Here is a 19,513-nt window from a genome sequence, read left to right as displayed (position 1 = left end):
AGGCAGCGGAACTTTTATTTAGATCTGGAACAAAACCCGGATTTAGATTTTGGTTGATGAGCGCGCAGGTGGTATTCCTATCACCTGCCTTACTTGTTTTAATTATACTCGTTTTAGTACGAAGTTAAGCCCAGTGAAGCCCGGTTGATATATGTGGAACATATTTTGGATTTTACAAATAATAATTTTTATATTATGTTAAAAAACTGTTAAAGGGGCGTTATAACATATAATTTGTTTGCCGCTTTTCACTGAAATTATTGTTAAATAATTTATATTTGAACGTTAAAATTAAGTTAAACAACAGAAGAAGGGTAAATGCTTATGAGAAATGACCCAAAGTAGTCTTCTCACCCTCTGTATACTAATTCAAGGATTTTCCAGGACAATTAAATCGTTATGAACGATTGAAGGGGAACCGTAGATTAAGAATTTTATCAACAAAAGTTTGTTTTATCAACGTAGGACAGCTATTTCAGAGCCAGTGGTCGGTTTCCTGAGAAGAGTTTTTTCTATTCATTGAATATTTAAACTAAACAACCAGAAACAACAAAGCTTATGAGGAAAAGTTTATTTTTCCTCCTGCCCTCTATCGTGGTAGTTGGACAGGTGGTTGCGCAGACCCGCCCCATTACAGGGAAGATCACTTCCTCTGATGACGGGAGTCCGGTGATCGGCGCTACAGTAATTGTAAAAGGTACAACGACTGGTACTGTTACAAACATGAATGGTGAGTATACCATTAATGTACCAGAAGGAGCTACTGCCCTAACTGTGAAATTCGTCGGTATGAAAGACCAGGAAATTAAACTTGGTACAGGTGCGAAACACAATGTAGTATTGTATCCCGACGTAACAAAACTGACAGAAACTGTTGTAACTGCGAACGCGATCCGTCGTGATAAAGCCTCCCTTGGTTACTCAGCTCCAACCTTAAAAAATGACGAACTGACCAAAGGTCAGAGCTCCAGCCCACTGAATGCCCTTGCAGGTAAAGTAGCGGGTGTAAATATCTCCACCAGTGCGAACGCTCCAGGTAGTTCTTCCAGGATCGTATTGAGAGGTGGTTCTTCTATCGGTGGTAATAACCAGGCGCTGATGGTTGTGGATGGTGTGCCTATCGACAACAGCAGCATCATTGGTGGTGGCGACAGCCGTAGCACAGTTGACTTCGGTAACCGTGGTAACGACCTGAACCCAGAAGACATCGAATCTGTAACTGTTCTGAAAGGCCCTGCAGCAGCAGCGTTGTATGGTTCCCGCGCTTCTAACGGTGCGTTGATCATCACTACTAAGAGCGGTAAAAAATCCGCAAACAAGAAGAACGAAGTAATTTTCAACAGTTCAATTACTTTGTCTAATGTGGTAAAACTGCCAGATTTCCAGAATGATTATGGTCAGGGTTATGATCAGGAGATTATAGATCCTATGGAAAACTGGAGCTGGGGTCCTAAGTTTGATGGTACTGAGAAAGAGTGGGGACAATCTATTAACGGTGTAAGACAGAAGAAAGCTTATTCTGCAGCTAAAGACAATGTTAAGAATTTCTTTAAAACTGGCCAGGCATATAGCAATAACTTATCCCTCTCAGGTGCCGGTGAAAAAACTACTTATTACTTATCTGTGAATAGCCTGAACTCTGATGGAGTTATGCCAGGTTCTTCTGACAAGTACAATAAATACAGCCTGCGTTTTAATGGTACCGCACAGCTGAATAACAAGTTCTACACAGGTATCAACTTCAACTACAGCAAGATTAACGCTAACATGATCCAGGGTGGTCAGGGTGAAGGTTCTGTATTTGATAACGTACTGCAGACTCCACGTGATATTCCTATCGACAAACTGGGAGATCTGAGTAATCCTTATAACAGCTTCAATGTTCCAGATGCGAATGGTATTCCTTCTTATGGTTATTATGGCGCTTATACCGTAAGCCCTTACTACATCCTGAAGAACTATCGCAACCTGAACGATGTTGACAGGGTAACAGGTAACTTCACTATCGGCTATAAACCAACTGAATGGTTGGATGTACTCGAAAGATTAGGTACTGACGTATATACTGACCGTCGTCGTTACAAATATCCAAAATTCGATCTGAAGCCACTGGATGACAATCCTGACTACTACGAAACTGGTACTAACAACCATACCAGCAATGGTAAATATGGTGAGGATAATTATACACTGAGCGAAGTAACACATGACCTGATGATCACTGCAAAAAAGGATTTCACTCCTGATTTCAAAGCATCATTGATGGTGGGTAATAACGTACGTCAGCGTATATTCAACACGATGGAAACTGAGACTAACCAATCAAGTGGTCTGGTAATTCCTGACTGGTATAACCTGGATAACAGTAACGGTCCTGTTTATACTTTCAACAGCCGCTCTACCCGTCGTTTGATCGGTCTCTATGCAGATCTGAACCTGTCATATAAAAACATGTTGTTCTTAGGTGCTACAGCGCGTAACGACTGGTCTTCCACACTGCCAAAGGGTAATAACTCATTCTTCTACCCTAGTGTGAACGCTTCCTTCGTGTTCACTGAGCTGACTAAAGAATCTGGTCTTGCAGAGATCCTGAACTTTGGTAAAGTACGTGGTAGCTGGGCAAAAGTGGGTAACGATGCTGATCCATACCTGCTGAGAACATACTATGGTAAAACTGACCTGTCAAGTGGTTTCGGTAACACTACCTTCCCATTTGGTAACATTGCTGGTTATACCTATGGTAACAGAATCGGTAATCCGAACCTGACGCCTGAGTTCACAACAGCATTTGAAGTAGGTACTGAATTAGGTTTCCTGGAAAACAGAATCTATGTAGACTTCTCTTACTACCAGAATAAATCTAAAGATCAGATCCTGAACGTACCTATTCCAACTTCTTCCGGTTTCACCAGCCAGGTATTTAATACTGGTCTTGTTGAAAACAAAGGTATTGAGGTTAGCTTAAGAGGTACACCTATCAAAACTGCTTCAGGTTTCAGCCTGGAACTGTTTGGTACTTACACAAGAAACAAGAATGAAGTAGTAGATCTGGGTTCAGTTGACCAGGTGGTAATCGGTGGTTTCGGTGGTATGAGTATCGTTGCTGCGAAAGGAAGACCATATGGTACTTTCTATGCGCAGGATATTCAGCGTGATGAGCAGGGACGTGTAATTGTAGATGCATCAAGCGGTAATCCTCTGCTAACAGCAAATCCGGTATACCTGGGTTCTTATAATCCTAAATACCAGGCATCATGGGGTGCAAATGCAAACTATAAAGGTTTCAGCTTCAGCATCCTGTTTGACACTAAACAAGGTAACCAGTTCTTCTCCCGTACCAAGGACATCCTTGATTTTACTGGAGCAGCTTACGAGACTGCAGTGGGTGGTCGTGACGCCTCTGTTTGGGAAAACTCAGTATATACTGATGCTACCACAGGTAAACTGGTACCAAACACAAGTGTTACTTATGACAAACAAAACTGGTTCCCAAGTGTAATTCCTTCCGGCCAGCACGTTGTTGACGCATCATATATCAGACTGCGTGAAGCTAGCTTGTCTTACAGACTGCCAAGAAATCTGCTGAACAGAACTCCATTTGGTGATCTGTCTGTAGGTATCTTCGGTAATAACCTGGCGCTGTGGACAGCTAAGGAGAATAGATATGCAGATCCGGAAGTTAACTCTGGTGGTGCAGGTAACGAGCAAGGTTTTGATTTCACTGCTCAACCTTCACTGAGAAACTACGGTTTTAATCTGAGAGTAACTTTCTAAAGTTTAAAGAGTAAAAACAATGATGAAGAAACATATATTTAAGGCGACTGCAGGCGTATTAACTGCGTTGTCTATCACCTTAGCAGGATGTAGCGACTTCCTGGACGTTAACGATAACCCGAACCAGACTACAGAAGCTTTACCTTCTCTGATACTGCCTTCTGCGCAGGCGGCGGTTGGTATTGTGCTCGGTAACACCTATCAGGTATATGGTAGCATGTGGAGCCAGTACTGGACGCAGAACAGAAGCTCTTCACAATACAAGAGCGTCGATCAGTTCCTGTTACAGGGTTCAAATTTTGACAGACCATGGCAATTATTATATGCAGATGGTATGGAAGACCTGCAGCTGATTATTAATCAGGCGAATGCTGAGCCGGTTAAACAGTACGCTGCTGCTGCAATGATCTTAAAAGCATATGAGCTGCAGATGCTGACAGATGCTTTCGGAGATATTCCAAATAGAGAAGCATTACAGGGCGAACAACTGAACCTGAATCCTCACTACGATTCTCAGGAATCAGTATATGATAGCATTTTTGCACTGATCAACAGAGGTATCTCTCTGATTGATGCAAGTTCTGAATATATACCTGGTGATGAAGACATGATTTTCCAGGGAGACATGGACAAATGGGAAGCTTTCGGTAATACCCTGAAGCTCCGTGCATACCTCCGTCTGTCTGAAGTAAACCCAACTAAAGCACAGGCAGGTATTGCTACGCTGGCTGGCGCTACATTCCTGACAGAAGACGCAGCAATCAACTACACATCAACTGGTGGTAATCAGAACCCACTGTATGCTGAAATGGTTGGTCTGGGTCGTACCCAGAACCTGGTTGCCAGCGAAACTGCTGTTAATCAAATGAAAGCGCTGAGCGATCCACGCTTACTAGCTTTCTACCAGAATGCTGCCGGTACTACTACCGTTAATCCTATTCCTCAGGGTAGCTTTAATACACCTCCATCCGCAGCTTATCCGCTGTCTCTGCCATCACCTAACACAGGTGCTGCTCCAAGAAGTGCTGCTTCTGCACTGGCTCCGGTTAAGTTCATGTCTGCTGCTGAAAGCTATTTCCTGCAGGCTGAAGCTGCTGCACGTGGCTGGCTGGCTGGCGATGCAAGAGGCCTGTTTGAAGATGGTATCACTGCGAGCTTCGAAGCTTACAATGTAACTCCAGGTGCTTATATCACTACTGCTGTTGCTGCATTCCCTGCTAGCGGACTGGCTGCTCAGCTGAAAGCGATCATCACCCAGAAATACTTTGCTATGAACGGTAACCAGGGCTTTGAAGCATGGTCTGAATGGCGTCGTACAGGTTATCCTGACTTCTTCGTTCGTTCAGTTGAGTCTTCTCTGCCTGCTGGTCAATTCCCTGCACGTTTCCTTTATCCTAACACTGAGCTGACCAGGAACCCTAACTTCCCGGGTGCAAAAGTTGTTACCGATAAAGTTTGGTGGGACAAGTAAGCAATAACGTATATGTATATACCAGAAAGGGGCTCGTTGTGAAACGAGCCCCTTTTTTTATGCCTACTCAGATCAGTATGTGCCAGTCTGGCAATTAGTTGTTAAACCACATATCCCTACATCTTTGTAAGAATTTTTATATCTTGTGTTGCTTTTTTGACTGTGTGAAGATCAAAATAATAAAAGACACGGGGGACAAATCATCGCATTTCACCACAAATGCGATTCTCAATCTTGGTACTATATATCACAATGCCTGACTTCCTGCATTAATTAAAAATCTGTTTGATGAAAAAAGGAGTATTCCTGTATCTGTTTTCATTAATATCTGTGCTGCCAGCATTCGCGCAGATGAGAACACTTACAGGCACTGTTACTGCCGACAGCAGCGGCACGCCTCTGCCCGGTGTTACTATCCATCTGAAGGGCTCTACCTATCGCCTTGCCACAAATCCTGATGGATCTTATACTATGAGCATCGGGGGAACACCCGAACTGCAATTTTCTATGGTCGGGTATCTGTCCCGACAGGTAAAAGTCGGACCGGATATGACCCGGCTCGATGTAAAACTGGAGCCTGTATCTTCCAAACTATCAGAAGTAGTCGTAGTCGGATATGGAGAACAATCCCAGCAGTATACCACAGAAGCCTTATCAGTAGTGAAAGCAGCTGATTTTGCCAATGTACCGGCTGTTACTCCCCAGCAACTGCTGCAAGGACAGGTGGCGGGTGTCAGCATGACCAATTCTTCCGGTCTGCTGGGCAATGCTTCATTACTCCGCGTAAGAGGAACTGCTTCTATTACCGCTGGTACACAGCCATTATTCATTATAGATGGTGTACCCCTGAATGACGGTTCATATAATACAGCCTATGGTGGTGGCGCTTCGCTGAATCCATTGCTGGAAATGAATCCTGATGATATTGAATCTATTACCGTACTGAAAGATGCTGCGGCTGCCGCAATTTATGGTTCAAGGGGTTCTAATGGAGTGATATTGATACTGACCAAAAAAGGAGGCTACAGGAACAAAACTCAGGTAAAGCTTGATTATGCTACCGGCTGGGTAAACCCTAGCGGTAAGATAGATGTCATGAACGGTGACGAATATGTTAATTTCTATAATAATTATGTTACCAAAGCGATAGGTGCTACTCCGATTACGGCCCCGGCGTCGTTTACTGACTGGCCATCATTGGTGAGCAGGACTGGCCGCAACAGTAATTATGCATTATCAGCAAGTGGGGGTAACGAAAAGACCCGTTTCTACTTAGGTGGAAATTATGCAAAAGATGAAAGTTTTGTAATAGGAAACAACCTGCAGAAACTGTCCGGCAGGGTTAACCTGGAGCATACAGCAAATAAATATTTAGCACTGGGAGTAAACTTCAGTACGGCCTATACGAATATGGACCGTATAAATATTGAAAGTGGTTCACAGGCGCCTTATACCAGGGGTTTGCTGAATACGCCTACTACGCTTGCTTATACGGATGACGGAGAGTATTTTCTTCCTGCAAGCAATACATTGGCGAGTGTTTACCTGAGCACAAACAAGTATTACACGCGGCGTAATACCGGTAATGCTTATGCCAAACTAAATATCACTGACTATTTATGGTTGAAAACTGACTGGGGCATGGACCTGCTGGAAACAGAAGAACGTTTTCGCAGATCTTCTAAACTGGGAGGTACCGGTACAGCAGGACGTACCATCTGGCAGGATTATAAATGGCTGACTACCAACAGTATCAATTTTGATAAACGCTTCGCTGAAGTACACCAGGTCTCCTTATTGGCAGCATATAGTTATGAAACTGCCAGATATGATGATATCAAGGTAACAGGTACCGGCTTTACCAGCGACCAATTGCTGAACGTCGGATCTGCTGCAACGAATACGGGTTCTGCCACCGGGAAAGCCTGGGGCTTGGAATCCTATATCTTCCGTGGTAACTACCGCTTCAAAGACAAATACCTGTTTGAAGGTAGCTTCCGTCGCGACGGTTCTTCCCGCTTCGATGGCAATAACCGTTATGGTAATTTCTGGGCAGTATCCGGAGGCTGGATTATGTCAGAAGAGCAATTTATCCGTAAGCTTGGTTTCATTGATTATATGAAGCTTACTGCAAGCTATGGCGTAACTGGTAATGACCGTATTGGGTATTATGACTATATGGGACTGTATACTGCCGGAGTTGACGCTAACTATGCAGGACAATCTGGCCTGAGACCTACACAGATAAAAAATCCCAAACTCAGCTGGGAAGAAAGTCGTCAGCTGGACCTGGGACTTGCAGTGAATGTGCTGGATAACAGACTTCAGTTGTCATTTGATTATTATCGGAAGCATTCAGAGAATCTGCTGTTATACGTAGTTGTTCCATCTACTACAGGTTTTGGTTTTGCCACTAAAAACGCAGGTGAAATGCGTAACAGCGGCATCGATCTGCAGATAACAGGCATACCTGTAAAAACAAGAGATCTGCAGTGGACCACTTCCTTAAATATGGGACTGTTAAAGAACAAGGTATTATCATTACCGCCTGATAACAGAGATGATGAAGGCAGGCATTATATCCTCAGTTCTAATAATAACCAGCGCGTAGTAGAGGGCTATACACTGAACACTTTTTACCTGGTTAAATATAAAGGGATCAATCCTGAAACAGGTGACCCTGAGTGGTATACAAAAGACGGAAAAACTACCAGTACACCTACTGCCAAGGACCAGATCGTTGCAGGTAGTGCTTTGCCAAAATGGACCGGTGGATTTAACAATACTGTCCGTTATAAACAGTTTGATCTGAATGTAAATTTCTACTTCTCTTATGGCAATAAAGTATTGCTGAATGAATTTAAGGAGCTTGATAACGTGAATAAAAGTACAGCAACCAACCTGAGTAAGGATCTGCTGAATTACTGGCAGAAACCAGGTGATCAGGCGTTTGCACCAGCAGCAACCAGTACATCATGGAAAAATGGAAACAGCTTCTCACAGTTGTCCACTGCGCAGCTTTTCAATGGCTCCTTCCTGCGTTTGAAAACGCTTAGCCTGGGTTACAATGTACCAGCTAATCTGTTGAGCAGTACACGCGTATTGAGTGGCGCCCGCTTGTATGTAATGGGGCAAAACCTCTGGACAGTAAAGGATAAAAACTTCCGTGGAGCTGATCCTGAAGTATCCCAGTATGGTACCAATGCACAGGTAGCCGGAGAAGGATACTATTCTCTGCCTCAGCCTAAATCGATCACTGTAGGTGCAAACATGGTATTTTAAAAAATGAAAACAGCCAACATGAACCGGAAAAATAAGATATGGATATGGCTGCTGGCGGGTGTTACCTGTACCAGCATGTTTTCCTGCAGTAAGGATCTTCAGCAGGATCCTGAGCAGGCTATCCCTTCAGACGATGTGTTTACGTCCGGAGCTACCTCTTTAAGCGCATTATACGGCGTATACAGCCGCTCTCAACGTCCGGAGGTATTTGGGGCTCAACCTCAGATTATAGCCGATTATATGGCAGATAATGCCAATTATTATGGATCCGTTGCCGGTCTTAGTGAGATCAATACTTTTACAGCGACGCCAGCCAGCTCCATTATCAGTGAAATGTGGCGTATACACTATGATGCGATCATGGGTGCGAATATGGTCGTGGAGAAAGTACCATTGGTACAGGATCCGACCTTTTCAGCAGCCGACCGCAAAATGTATGTGGCAGAAGGAAAATTCATGAGATCTATCCTGTATTTTCAGTTGCTGAACCTGTTTTCTCAACCTTATCAGGTAGAACAGGGTACTCGTCCCGGAATTCCGATGGTGACTGCTGCCTTTAACGGCACCATCACCTACCCCGAGAGAGGAACCGTAAATGCAGCACATGCCCAGATAGAAAAAGATCTGCTGGAAGCTATTCCTGATCTTTCCGCAGCAACATTCAGTGACCCTGCACTGGCAAGAGGCAGGGCGACTAAAGGTGCTGCATTTGCCTTGTTATCCCGATTATACCTGTACCGTGAGCAATGGGATAAAGCTGCACAGTATGCGGATAGCGTACTGAAATCACCTTACTACAAATTAGCAGGAGATTATGGCTTCTATGATGGAAACACCATGGAAGATGTATTCTCTATTCAGAATACAGACATAGATCCTCCCAGTACTACACAGGGTTGGGCATATTACTATCGCCCTGCAGCAAATACAGCCGCAATAGGTGCTTGTCCGTTTGCCCCTTCTCTGATCACTGCATTTTCAGCAGAGCCGACCGACAAACGTTTTCTTGCAAGTGATGAAGGAAATGCGGCAAACAGTGAGAAAAAGCGTTTTACTTTAAAGTTCCCGAATATTGGTACTTTCAAAGACAACGCTCCTCTCATCAGAGTCACCGAAATGTACCTCAACAGAGCGGAAGCACTGGCATCTCTGAATGGCGTGAACCAGGAATCCATCAATCTGATGAATGCATTGAGAAGACGTGCCGGACTGGCAGAATGGGATATCAATACCTTTACCAGCACCGATGCTTTTGTTACAGCCATCCTGAATGAAAGAAGAAAAGAACTCTGTTTTGAAGGACATCGCAGAATGGACTTGCTGAGAAGAGGACTTGCATTACGTGATAATGATCCTGAGAAAAAAGCAGGCGCTGAAAGAGTGATACTGCCTATTCCTCAACGTGAGATCGATGTGAGTCCGGCGTTAAAAGGACAGCAGAATCCGGGCTACTAAACTCAGTTAATACATAAAAAAGCGGCGTTAAATACATGTTATTTAACGCCGCTTTTTTTTATATAAGATAATTGCCCGGAATAAGTTAGCGTCAGATGCGGCATTTTTTATTTCAAAAATATCTCTGCTAAATCAACAAGATAAATTGCTCCGAATTTCATATCTTGCAGTAGATGACTTATTGTGAACAACGCTGAACCAAAATCTAATATTCGAATTTGAATTCCTTGTAGAGACCCGACCCACCAACTTTTGCCGTATAGAAAGGAATTACTTAGACGTACTATTGAACATCAAAAACTAACTACCGATTTACGCTGCTGCCTGACATTGGGGGCTTGATGACTGTTGCCTGAAATGTAGCATACATTCCCTTTTTTGTGTTGATCCGTCGGCAGTAAGCTTTCCGTACAAACATATCTGTTTTGTACGGAATGGCTGTGGCATTTCATTACCCTAAATTTTAACTATGAAGTAAATATCCGGACGTTTATTATCAATCAAAATCGCTTATGAAACACACTTTACTCCTATGGCTATTCGTGGCCATCAGCGGGATGACCGCGTATGCCCAAACACGAACGATTAAAGGCAAGGTAACTGACTCAAAAGATGGCGCAGCCGTACCCTATGCTACTGTCAGGATCCAGGGGACCAACAAAGGAACTGCAACTGATCAAAGCGGAAATTTCAGCATCGATATTTCCGGTACACAGACATTGGTTATTTCAAGTGTTGGGTTCACCTCACAATCCGTGAAACCTGATAACAGTAATACGGTGAATGTATCATTGCTGGCAGATAATACACTTACCGAATACATTGCCACCGGCTATGTAAATACCAACAGGGTAAGAAAGGTAAGTGCGGTCGCTGAAGTCACGGCGGAAAAGCTGGGAAACACCCCGCTCGTTGACATCAACCAGGCTTTACAGGGACAAGCTGCCGGCGTATTCGTTGGCGGTGCTTCTGGTCAGCCGGGCTCCGTACAGAATGTACGCATCCGTGGGGTAGGTTCCATCAGTGCCAGCGCCGCGCCGCTTTATGTAATCGACGGAATCATCGTGGATGGCCGTGATGTGAACAATACCGGCAACCTTGCACTGCAATCCAATGACCTCCTGGCCAACCTGAACCCTAACGATGTTGAAAGCATCAATATCCTGAAAGATGCATCTGCTACAGCGATGTACGGTTCCAGAGGCGCCAACGGCGTGATCGTTATTAATACCAAAAAAGGAAAAGCAGGTGTTACTACTTTCGGCGCCCGTGCACAATATGGTTCGGCAAAACCAAGCTTTGGTAAATCCTCACTGCTGACACCTGCCGAAAGCTATGCCTATAATCGCGATGTACTGGCATTGAATGATTTTACACCGGCTGAAATTGATGAAGAGTTTCCTGCTTCATTACTGGCTACAGGCTTTAACTGGCGCGACGCCGGTTTCCGTACCGCTAAAATGCAGGATTATGGTATCTCTGCTTCCGGTGGTAACGAGAAAACAAAATTGTACATTTCAGCAGGTTATAATGACCAGGAGGGAACACTGATCAACTCCGGTCTGAAACGATATACCGTCATTTCAAACGTATCCCAGAAAGTAAATGACAGACTGGATATTGCGATGAACCTGAACCTTTCACAAGGCGACGCCAGCAGTGCAATGGGGGGTAACTTTTATTCCAGTCCGCTGTTGGGCGCTTATTTCGTTTCTCCTTTTCAAAGCCCTTATAAAGCCGACGGTTCACTGTATACTGGTCTTGAATCTGATTTTAATGCTGCCAGTGGAGATAACTTCCTGTACTCTGTTTACAGAAATGACAAGAAGTTGTCCAACTTCCGTGGTCTTGGTGGTGCAACGGTTTCATACCGCATATTCGACTGGCTGAAAATACAGGAGAGAGTCAATCTTGATATGGTGAATACAGAAGCGAATCTGTTCTATGATCCTACTACCGGTGATGGCTACAATGCCGCCGATCCGCTGAAAAGCGGAAGTGTATACAACCAGAATGTAAAAGTCTCTACAGTAACCAATCAGTTTTCTCTGAGCGGTAATTTCAATATCGGTGAAGAACATCAGCTGGATTATCTTGCACTGACGGAATACAACCGTTTTAAGTCAAGATCATTCAGTGCTGAAGGTATTGGTATTATCGGCAGTCAGCTGAAAGTACTTGATATTACTGCTACTCCGCAAACAGTAGGTGGTAATGCTACTGAGTATACGTTCCTGTCTTATATGGGACAATTGAATTATTCCTTCAGACAAAAATATAACCTGAGTCTTGGTGTCAGAACAGATGGTTCTTCACGTTTCGGGGTGAATACCCGCTATGGTACTTTCTTCTCAGTAGGTGCTTCGTGGAGATTGATAGAAGAAGAATTTATGAAATCGCAGGAGCTGTTTTCTGATCTGAAATTACGTGTTAGTTATGGTCAGACAGGTAATGCGGACTTTGGCAGTATCGACAACTTCGTAGCCCGTGCACTGTATGACTATGGCACCTCATATAACGGTGCGCCTGGTAATGCTCCTAACACGATTGGTAACGTCGATCTGACATGGGAAAAGAATAAGTCTTTCAATATAGGTCTGGACCTCGCTTTACTGAAAGGCGCTATCACTGCAACGATCGATGTATACAAACGTAAAACAGATGGGTTGCTGCTCAATACACCGGTGTCATCTACCAGTGGTTTTACTACACAGATGACTAACATCGGCTCATTAGAAAATAAGGGTATTGAAGCATTGATCTCCACTAAAAATTTTGATAACAGAGGTGGGTTTAGCTGGCGTACAGAACTCAATATCGGTATGAACAGGAATAAGATCACATCGCTGTTCATGGGCCGTGATGTGGCTGGTGGAAACAGTACACAGCTGCACAGAGTAGGTCAGCCTGTACAAAGCTGGTACCTGAATGAATGGGCCGGTGTAGATCCTGAAAATGGTGATCCTTTGTGGTATACTGCTGATGGAAAAACAACCAACAACATCAACCTTGCAGAAAGAAGAATTGTGGGTAATAGTCAGCCTAAATTCACTGGTGGACTCACCAACACTTTTGAATACAAAGGTATCGGTGTTTCTGTATTCTTCTATGCTGTAACAGGTAACAAAATTCTTAACAGAACAAGAATACTGGGTGATGCTGATGGTGCTTACTTCGGATACGGATATGATAAGCTGACTGCTGAAAATTACTGGCGTAAACCTGGTGATATTGCAGAGAGACCTAAACCTATTCCAGGAGGAAATAAAAATGCCAACTCCGCATTGTCGACACGGTACCTGGAAGATGGATCTTTCCTGCGTCTCAGAAATATCAGCCTGAGTTATAGTCTGCCTGCAAAATGGGTCAGAGCTGCCAAATTCACCAGTGTAAAACTCTATGCACAGGCGGCAAATCTTGCTACCTGGACCAGCTATACCGGATGGGATCCTGAACAGGATATCAGTGCGATGGAATTCTTCAGATATCCACCTTCAAAGAGCATCACTTTTGGCGCAAACATTAACTTCTAATCCAGGTAACTTATAAGCTATGAAACAATTATTTTTCCCGATATTAATGGCAGCGCTGCTTGTTATCAACCAAGGCTGTAATAAACAACTGGACCTTTATCCTGCAGATAAATTGCCGACTGCAGATGCACTGAAAACAATACAAGGTGTTAATGCTGCTGTAAACGGTATGTATGAAGGGCTGAAAGTAACTGAATACTATGGCAGGAATTACCTGGTAATACCGGAAATCGCTGCTGATAACGTATACCTTTCTTTCAATAACAGTAACCGTTTCCTTTCGAGCTGGCGTCTGAGCTGGGTGGTGGCTGACGGTGATGTAACAGGCGTCTGGAACAGGGTATATGCCGTGATCCTGCGTGCGAATAATATCATCAATAGTGTACCACTGCTGGAAGACGGTACAACGGAAGAAAAGAACAGCGCTCTTGGTCAGGCATTGTTTGTAAGAGCACTGGGGCATTTTGACCTGCTGCGTGTGTTTTCTACGCCTTATGCAGTTGGTGGCGGCGGTACCCTGGGCGTACCATTAATTACAAAATTTGAGGTCGGTTCACCGAAAAGAAATACCGTAGATGAAGTATACAAACAGATCATCGCAGATCTGACCACTGCTAAAGATTTGCTGCCTAAAAGCAGGAATACGCCTTATAGCGCAAGTTCTTATGCAGCAACTGCATTACTCGCAAGAGTACATCTCTACAAAGGAGAAGATGCCGCTGCTATCACTGCTGCTACAGAAGTAATTAATGCAGGTTATAGTATTGCGCCTGCAAATACTCTGGCAAACTTTTATAATACGCCGGGTACTACTGAAGATATCTTTACGATCAGGATACTCAGCAATGAGACTTTGGGATCTGATAACCTTGGTCGTATTTATCTGAAGCCTGGTTATGGTGATGTCAGGGTGTCTCCGGATCTGAAGAATGTATTGGAGGCGAATGATGCCAGAAATGTATTTGTTTCTGAATTCAGTGGCAGCCCTGCTGAATTTCAGAATAATAAATTCACCGGTCAGGATGGGATATCCGGTTTGTACAGCATTAAAGTACTGCGTATTTCCGAGTTGTACCTGATCCGAGCGGAAGCATATGCTAAGACAGGCAGTTATGCCCTGGCACTGGCGGATGTAAATGAGATCCGTGCGCATCGTAATTTGCCGGCACTTGAAAACGTGCCTGACGCCAATGTACTGACAGCTGTGTTGAAAGAAAAACGTGTTGAGTTTATGTTTGAAGGGCATCGTTACTTTGACCTGCTGCGAAATAAGCTGAGTATTGTACGTACAACCTGTAACAATCCTGCTCAGCTGAATACGCCGAGATGTACAATTGAGGCGTCCTCTCCTACCGCAATATTCCCGATACCACAACGTGAGATTGATGTGAATCTGAACATCGAACAGAATCCGGGGTATAAAAAATAATTGTGGTCGACCAATAAATAAAAAAAGCGTCTCGCCAGATGGCGGACGCTTTTTATTTTATAGTCAGTTGATATTACTGTAATACTTCCTGCAGTTTAGACTCCAGCGCAGGGCCTCTGAGGCCGATTGCGAGCACTTTACCCTGTGGGTCGAGCAACATGTTGGAAGGGATGGAATTAATGCCATATAAAGGCACTACCTGCGAATCCCAGAATTTCAGATCGCTTACATGTGTCCATGTCAGCCCATCTGCCTGAATTGCTTCTTCCCATTTACCTTTTGTTTTATCGAGTGATACGCCCAGTACGGTAAAGTTTTTTCCTTTGAACTTATTGTAAGCCAGTACAACGTTAGGGTTTTCCATACGGCATGGTTTACACCAGCTGGCCCAGAAATCAACGAGTACATATTTGCCTTTGAAAGAACTGAGGCTGACAGGTTTTCCTGATGGATCAGGCAGTGTGAAGTCAGGAGCAGCCTGGCCTATTTTTACAGTAGACATATTGGCTTCTTCTCCTGTTTCCTCGTTCTGTTGTGCGCCCTGTTTCAGTTTATCGGCAAAGCTCACGATGAGGGTATTCTCAGGGAAATGCTTTTTAATTTCTTCCACTGTTTTAGGATCCTCCATCAGTACCTGCGGACCAGCAATGCTCATAGCAAATGCGGCAACAGCGGGAGATTTGGTTTCTGTAGCTGATTTTACCAGGAATTTCTTGAAGTCTTCCTGTTTAGCCTGGAATGCGGCTACTCTTGGTTGCAGTACGCTATCCGGTGTTTTCAGCTGATGCAGACTGTCAAGTGCCGTCATTTCAGCAGAGAGTGCCTGATCTTTAGCACTGGCTTCGTTGAGCAGCTGCTGAATTTCTACGGTCGCTTCAGAGTTTTCGATCTTCAGTTCGCCCAGGTGATTGAAGTCACCAGTGATGCTCATGGTACCAGCATCGAGACCTAATGGAATCAGGCGGTTTGTTTCACCGAAACGGATACGGTATAATGCCTGTTCAGGCAGCATTCCTTTCAGCGTGAATTTTCCGCTGGCGTCTTTGATAACCGCAGTATCCACTATTTTCACTTCTTCCGTGGTCAGCTCTTCCAGGTAGATGGTACCTAAAGGAGCGTTGTCTATATGTGCGTTGATCGTAAAATCGCCTTTCTCGGTTTGTTGTGAACAGCTGGCCAGGAATAACCCGGTTGCCGCCCATAAAGCAAGTTTCTTCATATTCTTCAGTTATATAATTATTTCAGTTTTTCAGCAAGTAATTGGTTGGTCAGTTTAGGATCTGCCTTGCCTTTGGAGAGTTTCATTACTTCTCCGACAAAGAGTGCCATCAGCCCTTTTTTACCCTTACGGAATTCTGCTACCTTATCCGGATATTTTGCCAGGACTTCGTCAATGATCGGCGCAATGCTGCCGGCATTGTTATCCTGCAGGAGGTTCAGTCTTGTTGCAATATCCAGCGGCTTTTCTGTAGTATTTAGCAGCAATTCAGGGAAGATACGGGAAGAAGCTATGGAAAAGCTCACTTTACCATCTTCTACCAGTTGTATCAGACCTGCCAGTGCAGCAGGTGACAGTGCGAAATCACTAATGGCAGCGCCTTGCTCGTTCAGGGTGGATTTTACCGGACCTAAGAGCCAGTTGGCTACTGCTTTATGTTTGGGAATAACAGCAACTACCTGCTCATAATAGTCAGCAGTTGCTTTATCATCACACAGTACACGTGCGTCGTAATCAGGTAGTCCGTACTGGCTGACATAACGCTCTACCATTGCTTCCGGCAGCTCCGGTAATGCTTTTAACAACTGATCGAGATAATCTTCAGTCAGGTGGAAAGGCGCCAGGTCTGGTTCAGGGAAGTAGCGATAGTCATTCGCTTCTTCTTTGGAACGCAGGGAGAAAGAGGTACCATTACCGGCGTCAAAACTCCTGGTTTCCTGGAGGATGGTGCCACCTTCTTCCACGATGGAGATCTGGCGTTTTATTTCGCCCTCTACCGCACGTTTTACGTTACGGATAGAGTTCAGGTTTTTTACTTCGACTTTTGTGCCCAGTTTAGTCTCTCCTTTCAGACGGATGGAAATGTTGGCGTCGCAACGCATACTGCCTTCTTCCATGTTACCGTCACAAACGTCCAGCCAGCGTACCAGTCTGCGGAGGGTTGTCAGGAAGGAATATACTTCATCACTGCTGTGCAGCGCTGGTTCGGTCACGATCTCTACCAATGGTACCCCGGCACGGTTGTAATCCACCATAGTGAATGAAGGATCCTGGTCGTGCATCGACTTACCGGCATCTTCTTCCAGGTGAATACGGTTCAGCTGAATATCCCGTTGACCACCGGCCACGGGAATAGCAACGATACCGCCATCACAGATAGGCGCCGTATGCTGAGATATCTGGTAGCCTTTCGGAAGGTCCGGATAGAAATAGTTTTTACGGGCAAAGTAATTTTCCCGCTCAATCCTGCTACCGCAGGCCAGACCGAGGCGGATGGCATATTCCACCGCTTTACGGTTCAGTTTTGGAAGAGTACCCGGATGGCCCAGTGTGATCGGGCTGATATGGGTATTGGGAGCGCCTCCGAAAGCTGCACTGTCTCCACAAAATAATTTACTTTCTGTCAGTAGCTGGGCATGTACTTCAAGGCCGATGACTACTTCGTATTTGTCTGAATCGATGGCTGCGCTCATGATAATCTTCTGCTATTAGCACAAATATATACAATGAAGGGTAGAAAGGTAGTACAGATTGATCTGTAGCCCGCAGCCGGATGATGAAAATATGGCTAAAGCGTTACCGGACAAGGGGTCAACTGCAATTTTTATGGCCGGAAGATCTGCCGGTATGAAAAGGATGACCGGTTGGAACAGGGAAATCCGTTAATATTATTGGAATTTAACAAAATTTTAGTATTCTTGTATCACAGAACCATTCAACCTATATTCTGTCTCATTTGATACTCCCTTACAATCGAGTAATTATTTTTTACTATTACAAGTATTCTGCAGACCTCCATTAACCTATATGCTGTCCGGGCTGTATCTTTTCAGATCGCCTTCTCCGGATTTACTGCATTTTCCGCATACACCACCATTTAACCTGTATTTTGTCGTAGCTGTACTGATGTGTCTGGCTGCTCATTTCAGCTGGGGTTTCAGTACCTTTCAGGGTGTATGAATACCCAGGAGATCTATAACGTACAACAGGCTTTTTTTGAATCGGGTAAAACCCTGTCATATAAATTTCGCAGGCAGCAGCTTCGGTTGCTGAAATCGGCTGTTAAAAGGCGGGAAAAGGAGATTCTGGCCGCTTTGCAGGCTGATCTGCATAAACACCCGGTAGAGGCATATAGCAGCGAAATAGGTACCCTGTATGTCGAAATCCGGCATATGCTCAGTCATCTGAGAGAATGGATGCGGCCGGAAAAAGTCAGCAGCCCGTTTTCGATGTATCCCAGTAAAAGCCGGATTCACCGGGTACCACTGGGTCTCGTTTTTATTATCGCTCCCTGGAATTATCCTTTTCAGCTGGTTATGGCTCCGCTGGTGGGTGCTATTGCAGGTGGCAACTGCGCGATTGTTAAACCATCTGAACTCACACCACACACGTCCGCCGTCATCGCGGCATTAATAAAGGAAACTTTTGATCCCGCTTATATTACTACCCTGGAAGGAGATGGCGGTACCGTTATTCCGGATATGATGCGGCATCGTTTTGATCATGTATTCTTTACCGGCGGACCATCTATTGGGCGTAAAATAATGGAAATGGCCACTCCGCACCTGACACCTGTTACGCTGGAATTGGGCGGTAAATCGCCCTGTATAGTGGATGAAAAGACTAATATCCGGGTGGCGGCTAAGCGGATTGTATGGGGGAAGTTCTGGAACGCAGGGCAAACCTGTATTGCGCCGGATTATATACTCGTGCATATAAAGGTGAAAGATGAACTGATCGCCGCTATGAAAAAAGCGATTGTACGGTTCTTCGGAGAGCAGCCGGCTGACAGCCCTGATTACGCACGGATCATTAATGAAAAGCGTTTTAAAATATTACAAACATATATGACACAGGGAGCTGTTGTTCATGGAGGGAAGGCAGATGAAGGTAAGCTGTTTATGGCTCCTACCCTATTGGATAATGTATCCTGGGATAGTCCGGTGATGCAGGAGGAAATATTCGGTCCTGTTCTGCCGGTAATTACTTATACAACTCTTGAGGAAGCGATGCGGTTAATCAGACAGCAGCCATATCCATTGTCGCTGTATCTGTTTACCCGCAGTAAAGCAACCGAAAAACTGATCACAGAACAGTTACGTTTCGGAGGCGCCTGTATTAACAATACACTGGGGCATTTTACCAATCCGGAACTGCCATTCGGCGGGGTGGGTAATAGTGGTATGGGACAGTATCACGGGAAGTACAGCTTCGATACTTTTACCCATCCTAAGAGTATCATGAAAACCGGTACCTGGATTGATATCGCTATGAAATATCCACCTTTCAGAAATAAACTCTGGCTGGTAAAAAGACTGCTGAAATAATAAAAAAGGAGCTCCAGAATGAAG

The 19,513-nt window shown here is 44.5% G+C and carries 9 protein-coding genes; 7 read left to right on the top strand and 2 right to left on the bottom strand.

The window, feature by feature from the left end:
• Positions 1-558: 558 nt before the first annotated feature.
• From CPIN_RS02240 to CPIN_RS02215, 6 genes are all read left to right on the top strand, one after another.
• Complete coding sequence (locus CPIN_RS02240; protein ID WP_012788132.1) at positions 559-3,774, top strand: SusC/RagA family TonB-linked outer membrane protein; 3,216 nt, start codon at positions 559-561, stop codon at positions 3,772-3,774.
• Positions 3,775-3,793: 19 nt separating this feature from the next.
• Positions 3,794-5,245 carry a SusD/RagB family nutrient-binding outer membrane lipoprotein gene (locus CPIN_RS02235; RefSeq protein WP_044217680.1) on the top strand — a complete coding sequence of 484 codons (1,452 nt, stop codon included), beginning with the start codon at positions 3,794-3,796 and terminating at the stop codon, positions 5,243-5,245.
• A 288-nt stretch (positions 5,246-5,533) separates the two neighbouring features.
• Positions 5,534-8,527 carry a SusC/RagA family TonB-linked outer membrane protein gene (locus tag CPIN_RS02230; RefSeq protein WP_012788130.1) on the top strand — a complete coding sequence of 998 codons (2,994 nt, stop codon included), beginning with the start codon at positions 5,534-5,536 and terminating at the stop codon, positions 8,525-8,527.
• Between the two features lie 18 nt (positions 8,528-8,545).
• Entirely contained in the window at positions 8,546-9,982 is a 1,437-nt protein-coding gene (locus tag CPIN_RS02225; protein ID WP_012788129.1) for a RagB/SusD family nutrient uptake outer membrane protein, read from the top strand.
• Between the two features lie 512 nt (positions 9,983-10,494).
• Positions 10,495-13,515: a SusC/RagA family TonB-linked outer membrane protein gene (locus tag CPIN_RS02220; protein WP_012788128.1), complete on the top strand. Its 3,021-nt coding sequence runs from the start codon at positions 10,495-10,497 to the stop codon at positions 13,513-13,515.
• Positions 13,516-13,534: 19 nt separating this feature from the next.
• On the top strand, positions 13,535-14,944 hold the full coding sequence (locus tag CPIN_RS02215) for a RagB/SusD family nutrient uptake outer membrane protein (RefSeq protein WP_012788127.1): 1,410 nt from the start codon (positions 13,535-13,537) through the stop codon (positions 14,942-14,944).
• 73 nt (positions 14,945-15,017) lie between these two features.
• Here the strand turns inward: CPIN_RS02215 and CPIN_RS02210 are convergent, their stop codons facing one another.
• Together CPIN_RS02210 and gatB are read right to left on the bottom strand one after the other, a co-directional pair.
• Positions 15,018-16,163: a TlpA disulfide reductase family protein gene (locus CPIN_RS02210; RefSeq protein ID WP_012788126.1), complete on the bottom strand. Its 1,146-nt coding sequence runs from the start codon at positions 16,161-16,163 to the stop codon at positions 15,018-15,020.
• Between the two features lie 17 nt (positions 16,164-16,180).
• Entirely contained in the window at positions 16,181-17,635 is a 1,455-nt protein-coding gene (gene gatB, locus CPIN_RS02205; RefSeq protein ID WP_012788125.1) for an Asp-tRNA(Asn)/Glu-tRNA(Gln) amidotransferase subunit GatB, read from the bottom strand.
• A 483-nt stretch (positions 17,636-18,118) separates the two neighbouring features.
• Here gatB and CPIN_RS02200 point away from each other — a divergent pair, with 483 nt between their 5' ends.
• Complete coding sequence (locus CPIN_RS02200; protein WP_012788123.1) at positions 18,119-19,489, top strand: aldehyde dehydrogenase; 1,371 nt, start codon at positions 18,119-18,121, stop codon at positions 19,487-19,489.
• The last annotated feature ends 24 nt before the right edge of the window (positions 19,490-19,513 follow it).

This window comes from Chitinophaga pinensis DSM 2588 (assembly GCF_000024005.1).
Classification (GTDB): Bacteria; Bacteroidota; Bacteroidia; order Chitinophagales; family Chitinophagaceae; genus Chitinophaga; species Chitinophaga pinensis.
Note: the sequence above shows the minus strand (reverse complement) of the source record. Positions and strands in the feature narration are given on the sequence as shown.

What these genes read in the sequence shown, in the direction of transcription:
- CPIN_RS02230 (WP_012788130.1), top strand. Translation starts at nt 5,534, where the DNA reads ATGAAAAAAGGAGTATTCCTGTATCTGTTTTCATTAATATCTGTGCTG.
- CPIN_RS02235 (WP_044217680.1), top strand. Translation starts at nt 3,794, where the DNA reads ATGATGAAGAAACATATATTTAAGGCGACTGCAGGCGTATTAACTGCG.
- CPIN_RS02225 (WP_012788129.1), top strand. Translation starts at nt 8,546, where the DNA reads ATGAACCGGAAAAATAAGATATGGATATGGCTGCTGGCGGGTGTTACC.
- CPIN_RS02215 (WP_012788127.1), top strand. Translation starts at nt 13,535, where the DNA reads ATGAAACAATTATTTTTCCCGATATTAATGGCAGCGCTGCTTGTTATC.
- CPIN_RS02210 (WP_012788126.1), bottom strand. Translation starts at nt 16,163, where the DNA reads ATGAAGAAACTTGCTTTATGGGCGGCAACCGGGTTATTCCTGGCCAGC.
- CPIN_RS02220 (WP_012788128.1), top strand. Translation starts at nt 10,495, where the DNA reads ATGAAACACACTTTACTCCTATGGCTATTCGTGGCCATCAGCGGGATG.
- gatB (WP_012788125.1), bottom strand. Translation starts at nt 17,635, where the DNA reads ATGAGCGCAGCCATCGATTCAGACAAATACGAAGTAGTCATCGGCCTT.
- CPIN_RS02200 (WP_012788123.1), top strand. Translation starts at nt 18,119, where the DNA reads ATGAATACCCAGGAGATCTATAACGTACAACAGGCTTTTTTTGAATCG.
- CPIN_RS02240 (WP_012788132.1), top strand. Translation starts at nt 559, where the DNA reads ATGAGGAAAAGTTTATTTTTCCTCCTGCCCTCTATCGTGGTAGTTGGA.